Genomic DNA, 22604 nt, shown 5'->3' on the forward strand with positions numbered 1-22604 from the left:
TCCCGACCTTTTTACCTCCACCTTTTAAAAGAAAACCCTATGGCATACAATAAAAAAGAAGTCCTGCAAGCCAACACGGAAGCTATCCGTGTGGTCTTGCGCTTAGAGAAAGAACGCCGTGAAGCCACCGAAGCTGAGAAAAGTATTTTACAAAACTATCAGGGCTTCGGTGGCTTGAAATGTGTACTCAACCGCACAGATAACCCCGATGACATCCGCTATTGGAGCAAGTCAGAGCAGAATCTCTTTGAGCCGACACAGCAGCTCAAGCAGATGATTTATCGTGATGCCGTTGATGCCAACACCGCCAAGCGGTACTGGGAGAGCATCAAGGCAAGCGTACTGACCTCCTTCTATACCGATACCCGTATCGTTTCTGCCATCTCAGATGCACTTGCCTCCACAAACGTGCAGGTAAGACGATGCTTAGACCCGTCAGCGGGGATGGGAGCATTTGCCGAGACCTTTGCAAGGCAGGCTGGAGTCGTAGATGCAATGGAGAAAGACTTGCTTACTGCTCGTATCAGCCAAGCCCTGCACCCTTATGGCAAAGGCAATATCTTCGTTCGCAACGAGCCTTTTGAAGCCATTGGGGAGTTAGAAAACAAAGACAAATACGACCTTATTACAAGTAACATTCCTTTCGGTGATTTCATGGTCTATGACCGAGAATACAGCAAAGGCAAGGACACTCTTAAACGTGAGTCAACACGTGCCATTCACAATTACTTCTTCGTGAAAGGTCTGGACTGCATCAAGGAAGGTGGCTTACTGGCATTTATCACTTCACAGGGTGTTTTGGACAGTCCCCGCAATGAGGCCATACGCCGTTACCTCATGCAGAACAGTCGCCTTATCTCCGCTCTCCGACTGCCATCGGGTATGTTTTCAGACAATGCAGGAACGGACGTAGGCAGTGACCTCATCGTCCTGCAGAAACAGACGGGTAAAGAAATCAGCGAGGGCATCGAACAGCAGTTTGTAGAAACTCTTTCCGTTCCTAAGGAAGAAGGCTCTTCTGTCGTCTTCAAGCACAACTCACTTTTTGTAGGAGATTGGAAAGACATTTCTCATCGCACCATTGCCACAGAGCGCATAATGGGTACAGACCCTTATGGAAGACCGGCATGGGAGTATCGGTTCACAGGAGGGATAGAAGAAATGGCAGAAAGTCTCCGAACACAACTCTCCCTTGAAATGGGACAACGTATCGACCGTAAGCTCTATGAAACTGGCATACCGATGACCAAGGAAGAATGGCAGGTGAGGGTTGATGAAATGCTGCAAAAATTAGGAGTTGACGTGCGGACGGAAGAAAAACCGCAAATGATGGAAACAAAGGAGGAAGACGATACTGACGCTCATAACCTGATGCCCGACAGTATCAGGAAGCAAGTGCCTAAACTCTATTCGACGGAAAAGGAACTCATTGGCGATAAGGTTGCCTATGCACGCTATTTCTTTCCTATGGGAGCATACACAGCCTACCTTCTGGAGTATGACCCCAAGAGCCGTATTGGCTTCGGTGCCGTGACGATGGGTTACGGCTGGGAGCTTGGCAATATGTCCCTCGATGAGATGGAAGGCGTGAAAGTAAGAGGACTGGGGATTGAACGTGATCTGTACTTCTCTCCTAAGAAACTGCACGAAATTGCAGAGTTGGAAGAAATCGTCAGGGGACAATATACCAAAGAAGAGGTGGTGGCAGAGGAAATCAAGGAAGAAGCGGTAACAAATACAGAAGACACGGTTAAGGAGATTGTGAACGGTGTTTCTGAAATCAAAACGCCCAAGGAAGAATTAGAAACTGAAACAGGAATTAATGTCGGACAAGTCATAGAGGCGGACGATTTCACCATTACCAAGGCACAGACAACAGAAAATACCATTTCTAACGGAGAGACACACCCATTGCAACCACCATCAGTGAAAACTGTATCACAACAATCAATGCCGGAACAGTCTCCCACGCCTATTGAGATAGCACCCGAAGGCGTACCTACCTTGACACTTCATCGTCAATACGAGCAGGAAACACAGGGAATTCGTACGGATATTGAAGCCCCGAGAGAAATGAACGGGCAGACGATATTCTTTGACGACGATCATCATCCAGTGGTGGACAATAACATGGAAGACATCGGACAACCGGAGCAGCTGTCACTATTTGCCCCGGAGGAATACAGCCTTTGGACAAGAGAAGTAAGCCGTGTCAATAATGAAATCAAGGAAGGTACAACAAGTTCACATACGCAGCACCCCACGTCACAAACCGACACCTTAAAACCATTGGAGAGCAAGATACAAAAGCCGGCAGCCGTACCCAAACGCCGTACCCGTAGTAGCAGGAAAGCAGTTTCTTCCTCTCCACGTGAGCCATCCCTTTTCGACTTCATGAATGAAGCCGAGGAGCGCAAGCCAAAACCGATAGCGGAAGTCAGAAAGGAGTTTGACGCTTCCCCGCGCCCTTTTCTCTCTTCGCCGGACTCACACCTGAGAGACGGCTCCATTGTCGTGCAGAAAGGGCAGGTGGGGTTTCTTTCTGACTTAAAGCGACATCCGACCTTTAACCCGATGGACTTGCCGTATGCCCAGCTTTCCCGCCTAAAAAGCTATATTGAGATACGAGAGTGCTATCATCGTCTCTATGACTACGAAGCGGAAAACCATGCAGAGGACAAGGAGGACCGCAGCAGGCTCAACCGCCTGTATGATGACTATGTTGCACGCTGGGGCTACTTTAACCAGAAGGCGAACACCGACATCATCAAGATGGATGCTACAGGCGTAGAAATGCTCTTCTTGGAACGCTCCGAGAACGGCAGGTACGTCAAGGCGGACATCTTTGACCATCCTACGGCATTTTCCACCACGGAACTGACCGTTGCCACAGACCCGATGGAGGCACTGGGTGCATCGCTCAACAAGTACGGTACGGTGGAACTTGACTACATGAGTTCGCTTTTACCTGATATGGAGGAAAGCGACATCATTTCTTCCTTGGAAGGTCGTATATATTTCAATCCCGAAGAGAATGCCTACGAAGTGGCGGACAAGTTCATTTCGGGCAATGTAATAGAAAAGGCAGAGCGTATCGAGTCGTGGCTATTGGATCATCCCGACCACGAAGAGGCAAAACAGAGCCTTGCTGCCCTGCGTGCAGCCACGCCAACACCCATTCCATTTGCAGACCTTGACTTCAATCTCGGTGAACGCTGGATACCTGCCAAAGTCTATGGCAGGTTCGCTTCGGAGTTTTTCGGGACGGATATTGGCGTATCCTACCATTCCAACATGGACGAGTATTCCATTGTCTGCGACCGAAAGAATGCCAATATCTGGCACAAGTATGCCGTACAGGGTGAGTTTCGCCGTTATGACGGCATCAATCTCCTGAAGCACGCCTTGCACAATACCATTCCCGACATCAACAAGAGCAAGGAAGTGACAGATAAGGTTACGGGAGAGACCAAGACCATTAAAGTAAGGGACGGACATGCCATCCAGATGGCGAATGCCAAGATTGAGGAAATCAGGCAGGGCTTTGTCGATTGGCTCGGACGCACGCCTGATACGTTCAAACAGCAGCTCTCCGACAGGTACAACCGCCTTTTCAACTGTTTTGTGCGACCCAACTTTGACGGTACGCACCAGACGTTTCCCGACCTTGACCTCAAACGATTGGGTATTGCCGACCTTTACAAGAGCCAAAAGGATGCCGTGTGGATGCTCAAAACCAACGGTGGCGGCATCTGCGACCACGAGGTGGGAGCGGGCAAGACGCTCATCATGTGTACAGCAGCCTACGAGATGAAACGCTTGGGACTGGCAAACAAACCGATGATTATCGGACTAAAGGCAAACGTCTTCGATATTGCCGATACCTTTAGGAAAGCTTATCCTAATGCTAAGGTACTCTATCCAGGTAAGAACGATTTTAATAAGCAGAACCGCCAACGTATTTTTAACGATATCAAGAACAACGACTGGGACTGTATTATACTTACGCACGAACAGTTCGGCATGATACCGCAAGCTTTGGAGATACAGGAAGCGATTATGCAGAAGGAACTGGACTCCGTGGAAGAAAATCTCGAAGTGTTGCGACAACAAGGAAGAGACATCTCCCGTGGCATGCTCAAAGGACTGGAAAAACGCAAGCAGACGCTTGAAGCCAAGTTACAGAACATACAGGACAGCATCGCCGAACGCAAGGACGATGCCGTAGATTTCAAGATGATGGGTATCGACCACCTCTTTGTAGATGAATCGCACCAATTCAAGAACCTGATGTTCAACACCCGCCACGACCGTGTGTCGGGTTTGGGCAATCCTGATGGTTCACAGCGTGCCTTAAACATGCTCTTTGCCATTCGCACCATACAGGAGCGGTCGGGCAAGGACTTGGGAGCCACTTTCCTTTCGGGAACGACCATTTCCAATAGCCTGACGGAGTTATATCTTCTGTTCAAGTATCTGCGTCCGCAGGCTTTGGAGAGGCAGGGCATCAACAGCTTTGACGCTTGGGCGGCGGTCTTTGCCAAGAAATCTACCGACTATGAGTTCTCCATCACCAATGAGATTATCCAGAAGGAGCGTTTCCGCACCTTCATCAAGGTGCCGGAACTTGCCGCCTTCTATGCGGAGATTTGCGATTTTCGCACGGCAAAGGACATCGGTATTGACCGACCAGAGAAGAACGAGATACTGCACAACATTCCGCCAACGCCGGAGCAGGAAGTCTTTATCGGCAAACTGATGGAGTTTGCCAAGAGTGGCGATGCCACGCTTTTGGGACGTGCGCCGCTCAGTGAGAGCGAGGAAAGAGCAAAGATGCTGATTGCAACAGACTACGCCAGAAAGATGAGCTTAGATTTACGCATGATTGATGAAAATGCTTACTCAGATCATATCGACAACAAGGCAAGTCACTGTGCCAAGATGCTCAATGACTATTATCAAAAGTACGATACACAAAAAGGAACGCAGTTTGTTTTCTCTGATTTGGGGACTTACAAGCCTGGCGAATGGAACGTCTATTCTGAGATAAAGCGTAAGTTGGTAGAGGACTATCATATCCCTTCCTACGAAATACGCTTTATCCAAGAGTGTAAGAACGAGAAGGCAAAAAAAGCGATGGTAGATGCGATGAACCGTGGAGATATTCGTATTATTTTCGGCTCTACATCCATGTTGGGTACTGGTGTGAATGCTCAGCAACGTGCCGTGGCGGTCCATCATTTGGACACGCCTTGGCGACCTTCGGACTTAGAGCAGCGTAACGGACGAGCGGTGCGCAAGGGAAACCTTATCGCCAAGGAATTTGCGAACAACAAAGTCGATGTGATTATCTATGCCGTGGAACGTTCCTTGGATAGCTACAAGTTTAACCTGCTGCACAACAAGCAGCTCTTCATTAATCAGCTAAAGACAAACACGCTTGGCAGTCGTACCATCGATGAGGGTTCAATGGATGAGGACAGCGGCATGAACTTCTCCGAATACGTAGCAGTGCTTTCAGGTAATACCGACCTTTTGGAGAAAGCAAGATTGGATAAGAAGATTACCACCTTGGAATCAGAGCGCAAGAACTTCCTCCGTGAGCGTGATGCCGCAACGGGCAAGTTGGCAGAGATTGAAAGTTCCGTGTCCTTCCATACGGATAAAATCAAAGAGGCACAGTCTGACTTAGCTCTCTTTGAGCAGCGTGTAGAACGTGATGCCGATGGACAACCCATCAACAAGCTGACAATCAAAGGTGTGGAAGACAGTACCGACATCAAGGCTATTGCTGCACGTTTACAAGAAATAGACGAAAAAGCTCGCACCAAAGGAGAGTATAATAAAATCGGTGAAGTTTATGGTTTTTCCATCATGGTTAAGACGGAGAGCACTTCAAAAGACTTGTTTGACTGTTCAGTGAACCGCTTTTTTGTGAAAGGGCAGGAGTCTATCTACTACACTTACAATAATGGAAAGTTGGCAACTGACCCGAAACTTGCCTGTCAAAACTTTATAAATGCCTTGGAACGAATTCCAAAAGTGATTGAGTCGCATGAGAAGGAAATGGAAAAGGTAGCAGCCAATAAGGATGTTTACATTACCATTGCAAACGGTTCGTGGAAGAAAGAGAACGAGCTTCGTGCACTTAAAGGACAATCAGCAGAGTTGGATAGAAAGATAGCCCTTACATTGAAAGAGTCAAATGAAGAAAATGAAAAATTAAACGAAAATGACCAGCCCGAGTATTTAAGGCAAAATAGTAATAATAACCAAAATACTCAAAAGGACGAGGAAGGCATAATCTATTCAAGTGCTATGAATAATAGAAACAAACAAGAAGAAAGTAAGGGATATGTTGCAAAATCCAGACTACGATAAATAATGATGAGGGTGTGTCAAAATGGCACACCCTCATCGAATTATATTATTCCCACAAAGTGTATTCTCTCCAATTTTCAGGAAAGCCCATATCTTTCAAGACAACCAATTTAGGAGATTCATCCAACAGGTTGAGCAATTTTTTTCTAAACGAGCTGTCAGGACTGATTATTTGTTGTAAATACAAAATCACAGATAGGTAGGCAAACAATTTATTGTCCCTTATCGTTGCAGCCTCTTGCTTTGACAAGAAAGGATGGCTCGTCCTATAAGGAAACTTCAATCCTATTGTAAAGCGACGATTCCATACACGACTGTGATGGGCACAGGTGTTGCGCAAGGACGATAAACCGTGCATCCAATTCTTCAGAATGTCGACATTGTAAAGTCCCAAATCCCTGCATATAGTTTTACTTGAAGGATTATTCTTGTCCAGAGCAAAAAACAACTTACTCAATGTTCCCATAGAAACAACCTCTAAGGTCATCCACGCCGGCGGAAAAGCTGGTTCGCTGTATTTTTGATAATAATGGGCTATAAATTCCTCATTACTTCGCTTGACCTCTTTCATCAAATCACCCACAACAGGCTTACCGTCTATGACCTCGTTGCGTGTCAATGCGATAAACTTATCGTGCTGATAGTATAGCTTATGATTGAGAAACCAAAAGGCATCATTCTCATCAACGGAATAAGTTAAGGCTATTCGTGTCCTTAATGCCACCTCGATTTTTTCAATGGCATTGAAGATTAAAGAGCGTAAACGCCTGTCAAAACAATAGAGGTCTATCACATCTTGAAAAGAAATGTCCTTTCTCAGAAACTCGTGATTAGCACCTTCCTCATTATTTTGAAAAGGGTATGTATATGCTCGTAACCTATAATAACTTATGTTATGAAGATATTGGGCAGCAAGTGTTTCATCTCCAATATCAAGTCCTCGATCGTGCAGTTTTTTTACCTGCTCAGATGTGTCTATCGGCTTCTTTTCGTACCTCATAACCGTATATAAACTCGAAGACCTCCCCGGGTGCGCTGTTCTAATGGGAAGCGTGGGAGGTCATATTGGTTGCAAAGTTAACTGTTTTTTTTGAATACGCAAGGAAAATGCCAAAAAAAATCATTGTAAGCGATGATTTTTTCATTAAGAGCAGTATCAAATGCAGAAATGATAAATCATCTTTGTCCGTAAGGCTATCTTAATGGCATCAAACAGTATCAGGTGCGATTCCTTATTGGGCATAGTTCATAAAATAGACTCACCGGCAGATCCAATGGTGTATGCCAAGCGAGTACTGTTTTCGTTGAAGTGCGAAGAATCCGCAACTATCTTTCTGTTTGCAAATGTACGCATTATTTCTCATTCTTACAAAATAAATGCCAATAGTCTTTGATGGCAGCAAGGAATTACCATTCCTCCCGCTTTCGTACCATTTCATCAATCTCTCCCCGAAGAAAAAGCAATCGTCCATTAGCTTTGAGATAAGGGATTTTTCCTGCCCAAACCCAGTTGTAAATAGTTTTTTGTTCTACCTTCAAGATTTTTGAGACATCTATGATGTCCAAGTATTCCGGTTTCAATGGAGGGTGAACGGTTGTATCTATTTCCTGTTCCCGTAGGACGAGCAAACGGTCGAGCTTATCTTCCACATTCTTCAGTTTATCAAACAGGCATTTCTGCCATGTGTCTTCAGATTGTTGGTCTAAGTATGGCATAGTTCCCCTTTTTGATAGTTTCCACTTGCATCTTGCACCAAGATATGTTGTTCTTTCATATAGGCGATGTACTTCTTTGCGGTTCTGTCTTTGATTTCCATTTCGCGCATCAGAACCTCACACAGTTCTTGGTATGAGAGTTTGAGAGAACTTCGGAAAGCCTCTCTAATAACACCAATAAGTTCATCGGTCTTGCGCTTTTCCTTGTCTTCCTTGGACTTCTCACCACGATAGACGTGCATATCTTCACCCTTGTCCCAGCCAAAAAGCATCATCGGTACGTCCAGCGGACTTCCGTCACGGACTTTCAATGCTTTTACCACCGAGTATTCCGGATTGTCGTCTTTCTCTATGGAAAGAATTCCCGCGGCTTTGCGTTGCAGCTCGGAACCGATGTGACCACGGAGCTTAATGCCATTCGGCACAAAGTGCAGCACGCAGATGATGCAAGTATTGTAGATACCTGCCAGACGATAAAGCTCATCAACGATGGCTATGCTTTCCGTTTCATCATTGGCGGAGCGTATCAGGTCGGCTATGCCGTCAATCACTACAAGATGGATGCCTCCATGCTTGTGGTGAAACAAATCCATGCTCTCACGGATAAGTTTCAATCTGTCCTTACGGGAGAGCGAGGCAAGGTACAGGGAGTGGTAAAACTCCGGTACGGTTTTCAATGAAGCACGTTGTAAGGTCTTACCCAAATTTTTGTGCAGTTGTGCCTCGGACTGTTCGGTGTCGTAGTGTAATACCGCCAAGCCGTTAGGGTTGGGCGTAATTTCCAATCCCAATGTTCTCTCGGAAGGTAACCGTTCTGTTCCTAATGTCCCAGCAAGAATGGCAGCCACATAATTGCTTTTGCCCGTACCTTCGCCGCCCGTAATACAAAACAGATTGTCTTGTGTCCCCAACGGTACGCCATTCACTGTCACAACGGACTTTGAAGCATCGGGGGGATTGTCATAGTCTATTTCACATGAACGTAGCATCATGATGGTCTGTGTATAAATTTGGGAGAGCATGGCTGACAGCAGCCCTCTCAATTCTTTTTCATTATGCCCTAAGGCAAAGTAATCGGATATATCTTTCTCGCTTTTGATGCCTTGCAGGGGAAGTGTCAGGGTAAGTACCTTATAAGCGGACAGGACTTCCGCTTGCCGTTCTGCCTCCCTAAGACCGGTTTCGTCCGTATCGTATAAGAGAATGATGTGGCGAAAACGAAGCAGCAGGCTCTCGATTATGCTTTCTGGGATTTGTGCAGTCTCACTGTTGAAACAGATGGCATTGAAATGATGGGCGGAGAGGGAAAGTACATCTTTTTCTCCACCCGTGATGAAGAGTATGTCGCCCTTGTTGGGCAGCTGTTCAAAGCCGAACACATAATCTTCCACTTTTTCTCCTCCATACAAAAACCGCATTTTACTGAATGGACGGTACACTTTAACAAAGTTCCTCATAGCATAGCAGAACATCGGCTCTTCCGAAGAAGAATGAATGGTATATGCCTTTCCTTGGTTTGAAACCGACTCAAAACGGGCTATGGACTTGACCTGAAAGCGCTGCAGGGTTTTCGTTCCGATGCCATACCGTGCCCAAAATCCAAGTTCGTTATCCTTGTAAGATTGTTCTGCGATCCTGAACCATTTTTTGGAGCCTGCCTGCTTACTGGCATTCACGGATATGGGAGGTTTGGGAGGAATATTGGCATTCGACTTGCTTTTCTCGCCCCAATCATGGTACGGCAATGAAATGTTCAGTTGCAGGTCATTGATAATCATCTTCAGCACTTTCATAAAGTCCCTCCGTATATCCAAGCCTTGTATTGCGGCTGCAAACCAAAAACAGTCACCGGAATACATTTCGTTACCGAAGTCTTTCATGCGATAGCACTTCGACCTCGTGTCAAAATAGATATTGCAGGAAGCCCGTTTGTCCTCATATAACGGATTCCGAAAATTCCGTTTGGGAACAAAATCAATCGGCATATAGAAACTGAAGACTTCCAGTCCTCTGTTTGTGTGTTCCAAGATTTCTTCCTTAATATTCATAGTTCCTCAAACAAAATTTGTGAATCTCCCATATATCCTTTCTGGATACCATCCTTGTAGGCATTGAGCCTTTGAAGTGCTTCCACTCTACGAAAGCCTTTGAAGGACGCACGCCCCGTCTTGATTGCAATGTACAGTCCTTTGAAGGGATAAACCACGTGATTGCAGGAAACATAACGGTAAGGGACAACCTTGCTGTCTCTCCATCGCGCAAGTGAGGCTCTGGATATGCCTAGAAGCCGCAGGACATCGGAAGAGTTCAGTTCAATCTTTTCTTCTAACACGGCATAGTCCTGTTTCAGTTCAAGAATGAAGCTTGCAATTCGATCCATGCTCTCTTTCAAGGAATGTATTTCCTCCAAAAGGGTAGCAGGAAGCATGTTATTCTCTGTCATCACGCATCAGTTTTGAATAAGTTCTTCGATTGCTTCTATCAAATCATGAAATGTATATATGCAGTCTTGCTTTTTTACTATACAGTTGGCAAGAAATATGATATGCTGAATTATTCTTTTGTGATCTACCTGACAGAGTTTGTTCAACAAAAAGATGAGATCTTCTTTTTCAATTGTAAAGAAACTATGGTCTTTGTCTTCGGTAGTATGCACCAAAGATTCTATCATTCCCTTGGGAAGATGCAAAAGAAGCACATCCATATCGAATGCCGAGGCACATTTAGTATAGGTGTCAATTCTTAAATCTGTTTGCATTCTGCAATGCTTCCTGAAGTTGGAATATTCCATACCGGCAACTTGAGCTTTCATCTTGCTATCCTTACAAAAAGACAGCATGTCTTCAAGAGTGGGAAGCACGATAAACAAGCGTCCCTCTCTCTTTTGAGGTATCATCTTCTTATCCATATTTATTAATTAATTTGATTTCTAAATGCAAAGTTCTAAAGAAATAAACCTTTTTTAAGAATATTAGATTGCCAATGTTGGCAATATGATGCCATTTGCAATTTTTATTATTTTTCAACAGCATAGACCGTCAGTGCACGGTGCAAGTCCCTTTTATATATAAGGGCTTGCACCGTGCACTGAAATTGTAGCCGGAATCTCTCTAAAAGATTTTCAACCAAATATTTGGCGGAAGTTCATATTTTTTGTACCTTTGAACGCGATAAATACAAGTGTGTATTTCTCATAACAGTATCTATGGGTACTCTCAAAATACTCTCTTGTGGCTACAATTTGGTTACAGAGAAAAAACTGAACAGTATAAAATACTATGATACAGGGAGTTGAGAAAAAGGTTCATTTTCCTCTCTCTCCGCAAACAAGGGTGTAAATCAACAAATTACGTGATTTACACCCTTTATTACACCCCAAAAACCATTTAATCCTTTGAAACAAATTCATCGGAAAAGGTATGTAAAGCACACATCTTGCATAAGTTCGTCAAGCGATTCGCAAAGAAGACTTGTTTTCGCCAAAGTTCTGAGCATTAATCTGTAAAATCTAATTCGCCTTGTAGGTTGATATAACGTACATTTGCCTTCACCCCAGCCAGGGCTCTCCTAATAGTTTCATCTGAGATAGACTTCGGTACTGCCAATGCTAGAAATTGCGTAGCTCTGGAACAAACCACATATATCATGCGCTGGCTTTCAGTCATATTTCTTACAGGTCTTCGTGGAAAATCATTTAGCGAAATACCCTGTCCTCTACTATTTGAAGATAAGAACAATAGTACTGCATCGAATGTAAACACCATTGTGTATCAGTTAATTACATCGACACGTAAATGATAAGAGGACATAATAGAGGTGATTGTGATAAGCAAAGATAGAAATAGATAAATACCGCTACCTACTTATGCTACCAAGCACTTTCTCTTCCAACTGAGGCAAATTGACTATGATGTGCTCGTCTATTTCAATCGTATATCTGCCAGTTGTATTGCACAGCGTCTTTTGGATGCTTGATGGTTCGGTATTGCTAAACTAGGCATAGAACAGGTTGAGCACAAATAGGGCTGTGGTCTTTGGATCTATCCCATATTGGTATGCTATATTCCAACAGAAGTTCTTAAGGTCGGCTTGTTTCAGCTCTTTCTTCTTGCCGATGGAGAGGGCTTCCATACGGGTTACGCCATTGAATTCAACAAGAAGTTTGACAGCCTCTTCTATCTGGTATAGTTCTTCATCCGTAAAACCATGAGGCATGAGTGTATAACGAGTGTATTTGAGGATGGCTTCAAGTTTCCTTGCTTCGCGAGCAACTTTTGCTTCATTCATCTGCTTGCGGTTAATCTGCACTTGGTTGATGAATACCTCTAATTCGTCATGTGCCTTCTGGATGTCACGCTTCAGCTGCAACTTTGCCAATGTCTCAGGAGTAACGGATACTTCTTCCGGACTTTGTGACCCGACATTGCTATCAGTCTTGGGAGCGTCAACCACAGCTGGTGCCGCATTCTTTTGATTGTTGACAGTAGCGGTCTTCTCTTGCACCTTCTTCTGTATCTGGCCAAGGTTTTGAGCGATGTGCTCCTCCATCTCCTCGCGGTCTGCCATGCTGTTCCATTCTTTGCGATGAGACTTGAAGTAAGCATAGAGTACCGTCTTGATGCCATGACAGACAAGCACAAACAGAGCGTAATAGCCAATAAATATCGGGATTGTGAGCAGGAAGCACATGAACTCCTTGTCTGCATCATTACCCACAATATACTGAGCTGTCTTGAAAGCCGCTATGACGTAGGTGATGATGAGAATGCCAAGGAACCCCTTGTCGAGGTTACGCGCTATCCCTTCCTTCCGATGGGGTAGAGGGAAAATGTCAATCTCCATACTTTTTACAATGCTTTTATTTGTTCTTGGGCAGTGCTGATGGGATCATTGCTTAATTCCTCTTCTTCTCCATCCACCGCATCAAGCACCTTATCTGCCAACCAGAGGGTCAACATTTCGTTCACATCTTGATGGAAGTACTCAGCAAGCTTAATTACCTGTTCACGCTTCGCCCGCATGTCACCCCGTTCAATCTTGCTGAACATAGGGGTATCTATCTCCAATAATGCAGCCAACTGGCGTTAAAGTACGCCATGCTCATCTCTTAGTTCTCTTATCTTCTTTCCGAATAACATATCTCGCAAATTTATTTGTTGCTTTTGTTTGTTATCTCCCAATAACCACCATATCTTCCACCTACTCGTCTGATGACACCTGCTTCACGGAGCTTTCTCATTTGTTTCTCCACTCCTCGGGATGAGATGCTAAGCTGCATCGCAATCTCAGCTGTGGTTACTCGTGGATTCTGTGTAATAATCTCAATTATCAAATCTCTTGTTTCCGAACCTCTTTCCGAACTTGTTTCCGAACCAAGACCATCTCTTTCCGAACCTCTTTCCGAACTTATCTCCGAACCTGACCTTAGTTTCTCCGAACTTTCATTGCATCCTTCATGAACGGGAATCGTTACCAAGAATGTCATACGGTCATCGGTCGTTTCAAAGATTGCACGGGACGAACCATTCTCGGCTAGTTTAGCTTGAATAGTTGGCACGCCTGTTGAGCGACCTTCTGTCAGGTCAAGTTCTTTTAAGAAGTCACCCAAACGGCGGTTGCGATAACGTCGGCTTTTAAGCATGTCACCTTTTTCAATGTCTTCTTTGGGAATGCTACGGTCAGGACCTGGGCAGTTAAGGATAGATATGCCCGTTGGCTCAATAGTTATCTCGATAGGTTCATGCTGCATGAAATCTCTGTGATACACAGAATTTACAACAGCCTCCTCTATTGCATCGTAAGGATAGTTCCAGAAACGATTAGCCTCTTGTCGGCCAGAGATTTTACGAACATACTCTTTGAGCACATTGCTCTTGATGTACTCCATCGTCTGCTTTATCATCTGCGGAACGCTGCCCTTGAATGTCACTTCTGTGAAATTGTTTGGGTCTTTCCGTTTGCCATTAGGGAATGTCACCACGTCAATCTGAGTATATGGGAAGAACTTGTTTGGATCCTCACAAAACATCATGGCTGCCACGTTGCGAAGCAAGCGATTCTCCTTGGGTCCCGTGTATAGTTCCATCTGATCGAGAATTTTTGACAGAGGCATTATTGCCACTTGGTCTGAGTCTGCTTCCGACTTTGACGAGATAGTCACGAAGCAGTACCAACGAGATATCCTCTAACTGAATATCGCTGTTCCCTCGCTCATCAAATGGTACCCGACTTACCAATTCACGCAGTTCATCCAACACCTCGCCCTTTGCGATGATACTGCTCGTACCGCTGCGAATGTAGAAGTACTCCTTGGATGTTCTTGAAGTGACATTCTCAGGCACAGAGTACGGACGGTTGATACCAGCAGGACACCAAATCACTAAAACCTGTTTTTCATCCACATCTTCCACACTCGTCCTGGGCATGTAGTATGGTGACAACTTATTGTTATAGCCTACCATCTCCTGAAGGATGCCATCAATTTTCTCAATGGGTACACCTTCCACAGGTCGGATCGCCATACCTGTATCATCGTCACTATCCACGCCCACAAGGATATACCCACCTCCAAGGTCATCGAAATCATTGGCAAAAGCACATACACTATGGTATATGCTTGCCGGATTCCAACCCTTCTTGAACTCAATCCTGTTGGATTCTATCTTCTGCTTGTTCAGCAGATCTTCTATGTTTATTGCTAGTGCCATAATTATCGCATTACTATATGTTCAGCGGTTCTTAAGATTCTTAAATATTTCCACTCACACCAGGCAATCTTTTGTGGGTACTCGTGAAGCAGGTATTGCTGTAATACAGATTCAGTCATATCAACACTTTATAATCCGTTTATCTAAATATATTTTTTGACAAATCATCAAGTTTGATCATCTCAAACAACGTATATCCCAAACTAGCCATACAAATGATAACTAGTAATGTTGGAATCCACATTGGTAATAAATATCTCAACAGTAATATAAGAGCTAATGTTATCAACGATGTACAGATTGTAAATATTGAAAGCTCCTTAAATTTATGATCTTTTTTTTGCCAATATTCATATTGGAAAGGGACATGTTGTATCGGTTGCCATACGTCGGTATAGAATTTTCCTGACACATCACTAATTAATGCCATAGAGAACTTTTCTCCATCGAATTCTTTGGGAAAAACTTCCTTAAGATATTCATGTCCCAAAGTAGCAAAGCGTTCTGCTCTGTCTGTTTCATAGACATAATGTCCTTGCATGTAATTGTGCTTATCATCCCAGTAATACCAAATTCGATTAATATCATCACACAACATTTCTAATTCTTGGGCACTAAATTTGGAGCAAGGATAATCTTGCCCTGACATTATACAAGGATGAGCATATTTTCCCATCTTATCAAGCAACGATTTGAAGTCATGCACATATACTTCTTTATCGGCACGATTAATTACATAGTAGATTTTGGCAGAGGAAATGAATTTAAAAAAATTACTTAATCTATGCATGAATGGCGTCATTATGAAATGGTAACGATTCACTACATTATCTCCAATATGGCGATTCTCAATGAATAGCATAAGAAAACCACCTGTAAGTAGAGCAGTTAATACCGTAACTGCTATTGAATAATGTTCATTGGAAAACATACAATATGAGTTCCACATTTTATCTATGAGGTATTTTAAGAGTAGATACATTTTTAACCAATCACTATATATTTATATGGATTTATTGAAACACTTATTACGGACTGACTAAAGGAATCGAACCTTCATCTCCGAACAGACTTGCCACCAGCAGTCAGTCTTTTTGCGAGAGTGTCAATCAAGTGTCTACTTTCGGAACAACGTCTCAGATTCTTTAACATCTTCATACGCCCCTAGGAGATCGCAGTTAAGAATTATCTCTTTAACAATGTTCGGTTGCTAGCAGTACTGCTACATATCTCCATTCAAGGTTAGCAAACTTGTTACTAATTGTGATACCAACCACAATTTTTTAGCAGCTTGAATCCATCTTTCTGATTCAAGCTACTTTCTGAAAACATTTTTCTTTTTCATACTTGTAATTTGAATTATGACCTTCGCATATCAGGCTTAGCGTTGGTCGGGTTTGTTGCCTGTTATTTATCGGAAACCACCATCCTCACGTTCATCTTCATAAAACACTTTCCCCTGTATTTCTTTATACCAATCATTTATATCAACTCTTGTATCAAATAGAACATATCCTTTTCCGCCATCATTCATGAAACAATGACGAATCTTGTAATGATGTTCACGAAGAAATTGGATCTTCGCTTCTAAGGCATTGGTAGCATTAGGATAATAGTATCGTCCCATACCATTGTTTTAATCAATATTCCAAGTTAATTCTGGATTCCCATCAAAAGCTTCATCTATGGTGTTATCATCCCAGCCATTATATCCTCCATATTTACTATATGGACCTTCATCATCGTCATCTCGGTATGAATCATAGGCATAATCATAAGAGTTTCTTTCCTTGGGTTCTGGTATCCTATCAGAAAGGACAACAGATGGTTTCTCAAATTGTACGTTATTATCCGTTCTTTTATTGTCAGATTCCTTTTCTTCTAAAACTTCTTCTCTGTCAGATACACATTCCTTAACAAGCTTTCCTGTGCTATCAATAACTCCCCATTTGCCTCCTCTTATTCTATAAGGCCATTCATCATCACGTTTTCCATTGATACAAATAGTAGCCAAATTTCCTTTGAATGAAGAAATATATGAATATTGTATTGGTATAACCTCATTCCCGTCTTCATCCAATAAACCATATAAGTCCCCATCCTCATTTGATACTTTAATTAGCCCGTTGTCTAAAAGTACTATATTATAATATTGCCCAGTTGGGATCAATACCCCTTTTAAGTTTAAGACACCACGAGTACCACCAATCCAATCCTCACAGTTACTATCATATTTACAATCTTCACTATATACACATCTGCCCAATTTGTCAATATCCCACAAATGTTTAATATCCAATTTATTAAAAATCTTCTGCTTACCAGACTTTAAATTGGCTATTCCATATTTGCCATTTTTCCTTAACCTAATATATGGTGAATCTTCGTAGATAATAATGCCATCATATATAAGTGGAATTATTGTTTTACCAAAAGTATCAACTACACCTGCCTGCTTTAATTGCACACGGCCCTTTTCTATCGTTACTTCTTTGTATGCTCTTGCATACCCATTTATGAATTTACCAACGAGAATAATCTCCTTATCATTAATTATCTCTCCTTTATAATTACATAAGGCTGATCTATTATCCACAAGGTATTTGTTGTCATATCCTTTATACTTTTCACCCACATAATCACACTTGTTATTCCATTCTTTGACCGTCTTAAGATTCCAAGTTACCTTTATCCTATCGTCATCTATATATTCTATAGAAGTGAATATTGAAGGAAATATAACGTTTCCTTTTAAATCAAAGATACCATAGCAATCTCCGTCTTGTACGCGAAAGGTTTTATTTGACAGTAAACAAACACTTTTATATCGAGTCGGTATGATAATATTTCCCTTTATATTAGCGACACCGATAACATTATATCCTCTACCTTTTCCTCGTACAATGCTAACTTTATTAATAAAATCAGTGCCCCAATACACACTATTGGGCAATTCTATTTCATTCTTTCCATTATGGACAATAACAATTCCATTCTTATTTATTTTCTGAGTTAAAGAAGAACCTTTCACTCCTATATTGGCTAGACCATCCTCAAATACAAGTTCGTCAAGATATTCTGTATCTATTACTATATTTCCTTTTAAATCAGCTAATCCCCATCCCTCATAATTTTTAATAGATATCATTCCATCATTTCTTTGTTTAATCTCATAATAGGAATTTGGTAAAATTTCCTTACCCTGTAGGTTTACCAAACTATATGTGTTAGGCGAACCATAGTTGTTACACTCAATTAAAATATATCCATAATCCAATATTTTTATGTCATCACAATCATAATTTTTTTCGAAAATTACTTTCCCTTGATTATTAAGTATGGCAATATGTGAACTGCCATACTCGCCCTTATGATATGTTACTTTTAAGAAACCATTCTTCAAAACTTCAATCTCTTCAAAATTATGCTCATCGTCGGTTGGAATAATTTTGTTTCCATTATAATCAATTAGACCATACTTAGTATATCCATCGACAATTAAGATATATCTATCATCCAATTTCTCTAAAATCCTTTCTGTATTGAAGACGGGATGAAGGCTAGGAGATAATAGAATTGTATGTTTGTCTTTCGATGCACAATAATAACCATTATCCCATTTTTCAATAAAATCATATTCTATCGGAAGAACAATTGCTCCAAATGTATCAACTAATCCCCGTTTCATATGCCATATATGGTCATCCAGGAAATACTTTGTTGCGCCATTATCAGAATTACCTACTATTGCAAACGAGCCTTCGAATGCTTCAAAATAAGAAAAAACCGGCGAAATAATGACATCATTCATCATGTTAATTAATCCCCACGTTGCATCTTTCTCTATCCAAATTAATCCTTGACCCGCATAATATGCAATGTCATATTCACTTGGAACAACATAAAGCATTTTATCATCAATATTTAAATAGTATTCACCTTTTAGTGAATAACAAAATTCATATTTGACGCGTTTGTAGCGGCTCGAATATGGATACTGTTGCTCGAAGAGTTTACATACGAATTTACCATCTTGTATTTCAATGTCGTCATATATAAATGGGATTATAACATCGGCCAATTCACTATAAACTCCTTGTTTACTCCGTGTCTTGGCAATCCAAAACGAATAGTTGGCATATGACAATTTGGAAATAGACGTGCATCTTATAGGAATTGCTATTTTCCCATTTTTATCTATAAGTCCATAATAATGTTCAGTAACACTACCATTGGGTGTTGATAACTCGACTTTAAAATGTTCTTCAGATTGATGTGAAATACTAATATACTCTGGACCTACAATAATGTTTGCTCTTTCATCAATAATCCCCCATTTTTTTCCTTCTTTATACTTAAATCTGGTGGAAGATAATGGCTCAATATATTCATAGCTACATGGTATTACCTCTTTTTGCATTGCATCGATTATACCATATTTCCCATTTTTTGAAACTGGGGCATAACCAAATTTAAAATTGCATGCGAAGTTATATTGTGCTGGTATAACAATACATTTCTCGTCTAAAAAAGCAACAATGTGATTTGACTTGTTAATCTTACCCTTAATGCCGCCTTTTATGACTTCTGCATAACCTTCATTAAAGGAACCACACCAGTCAGCGATTTCTACTGGAACTTTCGAAACTATACCATTGTCACTATATACCACGAAAGAACCATCTATGGATACATGATTGGATAACTTTTCAAATGGATATCGCCCAGTCTCACTATATGAAAGGGTTGTATTAAACAAATCGTCTTTTTCATCATAGCCAATAAGTTCATATTTGGGTGTAACAATGTAATTGCCTTTATTGTCTATTATGCCATATTTTAGAGTTTTGTCCATTTTAATTGCAACACCGACAATAAACCCTAATCCAGTTTTAATCTCATTGATTTTACTAAAAATGGGCTTAGAGATTTTTTTCCCATCCATATCTAATATGCCAAATGTAACATTGGTATAATAACCATTAGATGGAAAATCCATTGTCCAGTATTCATTATTATCAACAACATTGTATATATGACCTTCTGTGTAGGCTATATATTTGTCGCTGATAGGAATAAGGCAGTCGTATTCAAATGGAATTATTATCTTATTAGATTTGTCTACTACACCAAAAACGAGTGTTTTCTTTTCTGTCTTGGGGTTTGGCACAGCCACAATAAATAAATCTCCATAGATATGTCTAATGTAATTATACTGTGGTTCTATAATGGTATCGCCTAACAAATTAGAAATACCCTTTTTGTACCTATTGTCTTCAATAAGCTCATATTCTTGTGATAAAAAAGAATGTGTATACTCCACATATGTATGATTCACCTTTCTTGGATTAACCTTTTCCCAACGGAAATCCCACTCTGATGAACCATATTGTAATTTTTTTGCTACTATGTATAGACCACCTTCCACATCATATTCATATTGTAATCCATCAAGTGAAAACTGCACCGAATTATCTTTACATGGATATACGTTTACTTTATAAGGAATCGTTAATAATAGTTTTTCGGGAGCATAGTAAATTGACGTTTCACATTTAGTGTTTTCTTCATCAGTCAAATATGTAGCAAAGAAACATTCATTTATGTCTTCAACCTTATCTACAGCAATTTTTGAAACCACTTTCCCGTTTGGAGACGATATGATTATTTTTTCTTTTTTTTCAGACTCTGCTACATAATACCCACTCTTTAAACGCATTATATTATAATGCAATACAGGTATTATAATTTTCATATCAGAATTCATAACACCTTTTAGCGGTTGGCCATTTTTTTCTATTATTTTATCCCCATCGGGGAAAGAATTGTCTATCTTAAAACATTCTTCGGCTTTTTCATTGATAACATTGTTTCCTATGATAGCAAAGCCATTTCTAAATTTTTCAAAAAAAGTGTATTCACATTCCAAAACAACATCAAAAGACTTATTAATAATTCCATATTTATTATTTTTTACAACAACACAAATATTATTAATAAAATCAAATCCCCAATCATATTCATCAGGAAGGAATACAGATTCATTACCATGCTTTACATGAATCTGCCCCGACAGATTAACTTTTCGTTTTTCGCCTTTATATTCAACTTCGGCCACCCCATCTTTAAATTCTGTTAGTGCATCATATATTGATGGTACAATTTCCTTTCCACCAACCATAATTGCCCCATACTTACCATTCCTTTTGACAATGGCAATGCCTTGGTGAAAAACGGGTTCTTCATCATACCCTTTAAAAGTAGAGGAAGTCTGTGAAACAGTTCCACTTTCAAACTCTTCCCAATTAAAATCATCCAATGGTTGTGACTTAATCATAATTATATAGTTTTGCCTTAAAAAGAATTGTCACTGTACGTTGTCAAACAAAAGTGCACAACTGCAAATATAGTTATTTACTCTGATATTTCATTGTTTTATTATCAGAAATTCTTTTGTTGATTGAATTTTGCTTTATTATTTCTCTTATCTTTTTGATTTTCTCCCCTTGCCCTAAATATACGTCTCTAGGTGTAAGATTATCCAACGATTCATGAAATCTTCTCTCATTATAGTATTTCACCCACCCATCGATAGCATTTTCTAATTCAGAGGGACAGAAATAATGATTTAGTTTTATCACATTTTTCATCGATCTGTGATATCGTTCTATCTTTCCTTGCGTCTGCGGATGCAAGGGTTTGCCATGAATATGCCTGATGTTATATACCTTACCGAGATACTCCTTGAGCGAGTAAGCAATATAGCATGGGCCATTGTCCGATAGTAAGCAAGGAGGATTCTGAAGTGTAACCCCGGCCTTTTCAACTGCCTTGTCTATTGTTCTGGATACATCTTCAGAGGTCATGCTCGAGCATAGCTCCCAATGGATGATATACCTGCTGTAGTCATCGATTACCGTAGAGAGATAATACCAGCCCCACCCCTTGACTTTGAAATAGGTAAAATCGGTCTGCCACATCTCATTGGGGAATTTAGTCTTATGATGGAACTCATCGGCTGCAAGGACGAAATCATGCTCCATACATTCCAATAGACCTCTTTCATGCAGAATACGATAAAAGCTTGATTCTGAAACGAATATCTGACTTTCTTCCAATAAAAGGACGGATAACTCCCTGGGGGTGAGCTCAGGATGCTCTAAAGAAAGTTCAACCACTATTTGTCGAATATGGTCGGGGATGCGGTTCCATGTCGTCTGCCTCCTATAAAGCGTTTCTCTGAGAGCATTCACTCCCCCTGTGGCATATTTCTGATACCAGTTATAAAAAGTACGCCTTGGAATACCTAAGCGTTTGAGGGCCTGAACAATACTTAACTCTGAACGCTTTACTGACAGAACTATAGTCTCTTTCTCTTCCGCACTATAACGTATATACAATTCATGCATAGGGCTTATTCGATGAGTTTCAAGCTTTTTTTTACAACGTCATATCTCACTACCAAATCGGCAAGAGCTTCCTTTAAGCGAATATTTTCCTGACGAAGTTCCTTCACCTCATCACTTGTTGCTTCACGGACGATGTCACCATCAAGGCGAGCTTTACCTGCCTCAATGAATTCCTTATTCCATTTGTAATAAGTACTATCTGATATACCATATTTACGGCAGAGCTCGGCAATACTATGTTCGCTACGGATTCCTTCCATCACAATCAATACCTTTTGTTCTGAAGTGAAAATTCGTTTCGTGTTACGACGAATATCCTTTAATAAGGATTCTGAAGAACCATGCTAAGAACTTACTGGAAAATTCTTTTTTGTTGTCATTGTGCAAATAT

At 41.2% G+C, this 22604-nt stretch carries 13 protein-coding genes and 1 pseudogene; 1 reads left to right on the plus strand and 13 read right to left on the minus strand.

Annotation, left to right across the window (positions count from 1 at the left end):
* The first annotated feature begins 39 nt into the window (after nt 1-39).
* Complete coding sequence (locus HMPREF9944_RS10210; RefSeq protein WP_008566168.1) at nt 40-6381, plus strand: helicase-related protein; 6342 nt, start codon at nt 40-42, stop codon at nt 6379-6381.
* Nucleotides 6382-6427: 46 nt separating this feature from the next.
* On the opposite strand, the gene HMPREF9944_RS10215 is transcribed toward HMPREF9944_RS10210, so the two are convergent.
* The 13 genes and pseudogenes from HMPREF9944_RS10215 to HMPREF9944_RS10275 all read right to left on the minus strand — a co-directional run bounded on the left by HMPREF9944_RS10215 (nt 6428) and on the right by HMPREF9944_RS10275 (nt 22527).
* Complete coding sequence (locus HMPREF9944_RS10215; protein ID WP_008566169.1) at nt 6428-7381, minus strand: Abi family protein; 954 nt, start codon at nt 7379-7381, stop codon at nt 6428-6430.
* 407 nt (nt 7382-7788) lie between these two features.
* Entirely contained in the window at nt 7789-8097 is a 309-nt protein-coding gene (locus HMPREF9944_RS10220; RefSeq protein ID WP_008566170.1) for a helix-turn-helix domain-containing protein, read from the minus strand.
* A complete protein-coding gene (locus tag HMPREF9944_RS10225) occupies nt 8085-10145 on the minus strand; it encodes a bifunctional DNA primase/helicase (protein WP_008566171.1) in 2061 nt (686 codons plus the stop codon). Before HMPREF9944_RS10225 ends, HMPREF9944_RS10220 begins: the two co-directional genes overlap by 13 nt.
* Nucleotides 10142-10540: a hypothetical protein gene (locus HMPREF9944_RS10230; protein WP_006951704.1), complete on the minus strand. Its 399-nt coding sequence runs from the start codon at nt 10538-10540 to the stop codon at nt 10142-10144. Before HMPREF9944_RS10230 ends, HMPREF9944_RS10225 begins: the two co-directional genes overlap by 4 nt.
* A pseudogene (locus HMPREF9944_RS10235) lies at nt 10527-11005 on the minus strand (hypothetical protein). The gene HMPREF9944_RS10230 and the pseudogene HMPREF9944_RS10235 overlap by 14 nt, the downstream one beginning before the upstream one ends.
* A 1085-nt stretch (nt 11006-12090) precedes the next feature.
* Nucleotides 12091-12939 carry a hypothetical protein gene (locus HMPREF9944_RS13025; protein ID WP_008566175.1) on the minus strand — a complete coding sequence of 283 codons (849 nt, stop codon included), beginning with the start codon at nt 12937-12939 and terminating at the stop codon, nt 12091-12093.
* A 5-nt stretch (nt 12940-12944) separates the two neighbouring features.
* On the minus strand, nt 12945-13175 hold the full coding sequence (locus HMPREF9944_RS10250) for an XRE family transcriptional regulator (RefSeq protein ID WP_244861153.1): 231 nt from the start codon (nt 13173-13175) through the stop codon (nt 12945-12947).
* Between the two features lie 71 nt (nt 13176-13246).
* Entirely contained in the window at nt 13247-14182 is a 936-nt protein-coding gene (locus HMPREF9944_RS13370; RefSeq protein ID WP_244861154.1) for a winged helix-turn-helix transcriptional regulator, read from the minus strand.
* Nucleotides 14115-14804 carry an AlbA family DNA-binding domain-containing protein gene (locus HMPREF9944_RS13375; RefSeq protein WP_008566178.1) on the minus strand — a complete coding sequence of 230 codons (690 nt, stop codon included), beginning with the start codon at nt 14802-14804 and terminating at the stop codon, nt 14115-14117. The genes HMPREF9944_RS13370 and HMPREF9944_RS13375 overlap by 68 nt, the downstream gene beginning before the upstream one ends.
* 139 nt (nt 14805-14943) lie before the next feature.
* Nucleotides 14944-15786 (minus strand): hypothetical protein, encoded by an 843-nt coding sequence (locus tag HMPREF9944_RS10260; RefSeq protein ID WP_216594338.1) that lies wholly within the window; start codon nt 15784-15786, stop codon nt 14944-14946.
* Between the two features lie 429 nt (nt 15787-16215).
* Nucleotides 16216-16431 (minus strand): hypothetical protein, encoded by a 216-nt coding sequence (locus tag HMPREF9944_RS10265; RefSeq protein ID WP_008566182.1) that lies wholly within the window; start codon nt 16429-16431, stop codon nt 16216-16218.
* Nucleotides 16432-16440: 9 nt separating this feature from the next.
* Nucleotides 16441-21141, minus strand: a complete 4701-nt coding sequence (locus HMPREF9944_RS10270; protein WP_008566184.1) for a WG repeat-containing protein — start codon at nt 21139-21141, stop codon at nt 16441-16443.
* A 73-nt stretch (nt 21142-21214) separates the two neighbouring features.
* Nucleotides 21215-22527, minus strand: a protein-coding gene (locus HMPREF9944_RS10275; RefSeq protein ID WP_406674634.1) for an IS3 family transposase whose coding sequence is annotated in 2 segments (ribosomal slippage) — nt 21215-22248 and nt 22248-22527 — 1314 coding nt in all. Because the reading frame shifts where the segments join, the coding sequence is not laid out codon by codon here.
* Nucleotides 22528-22604 lie beyond the last annotated feature (77 nt).

The organism is Segatella maculosa OT 289, from assembly GCF_000243015.1.
Lineage (GTDB): Bacteria > Bacteroidota > Bacteroidia > Bacteroidales > Bacteroidaceae > Prevotella > Prevotella maculosa.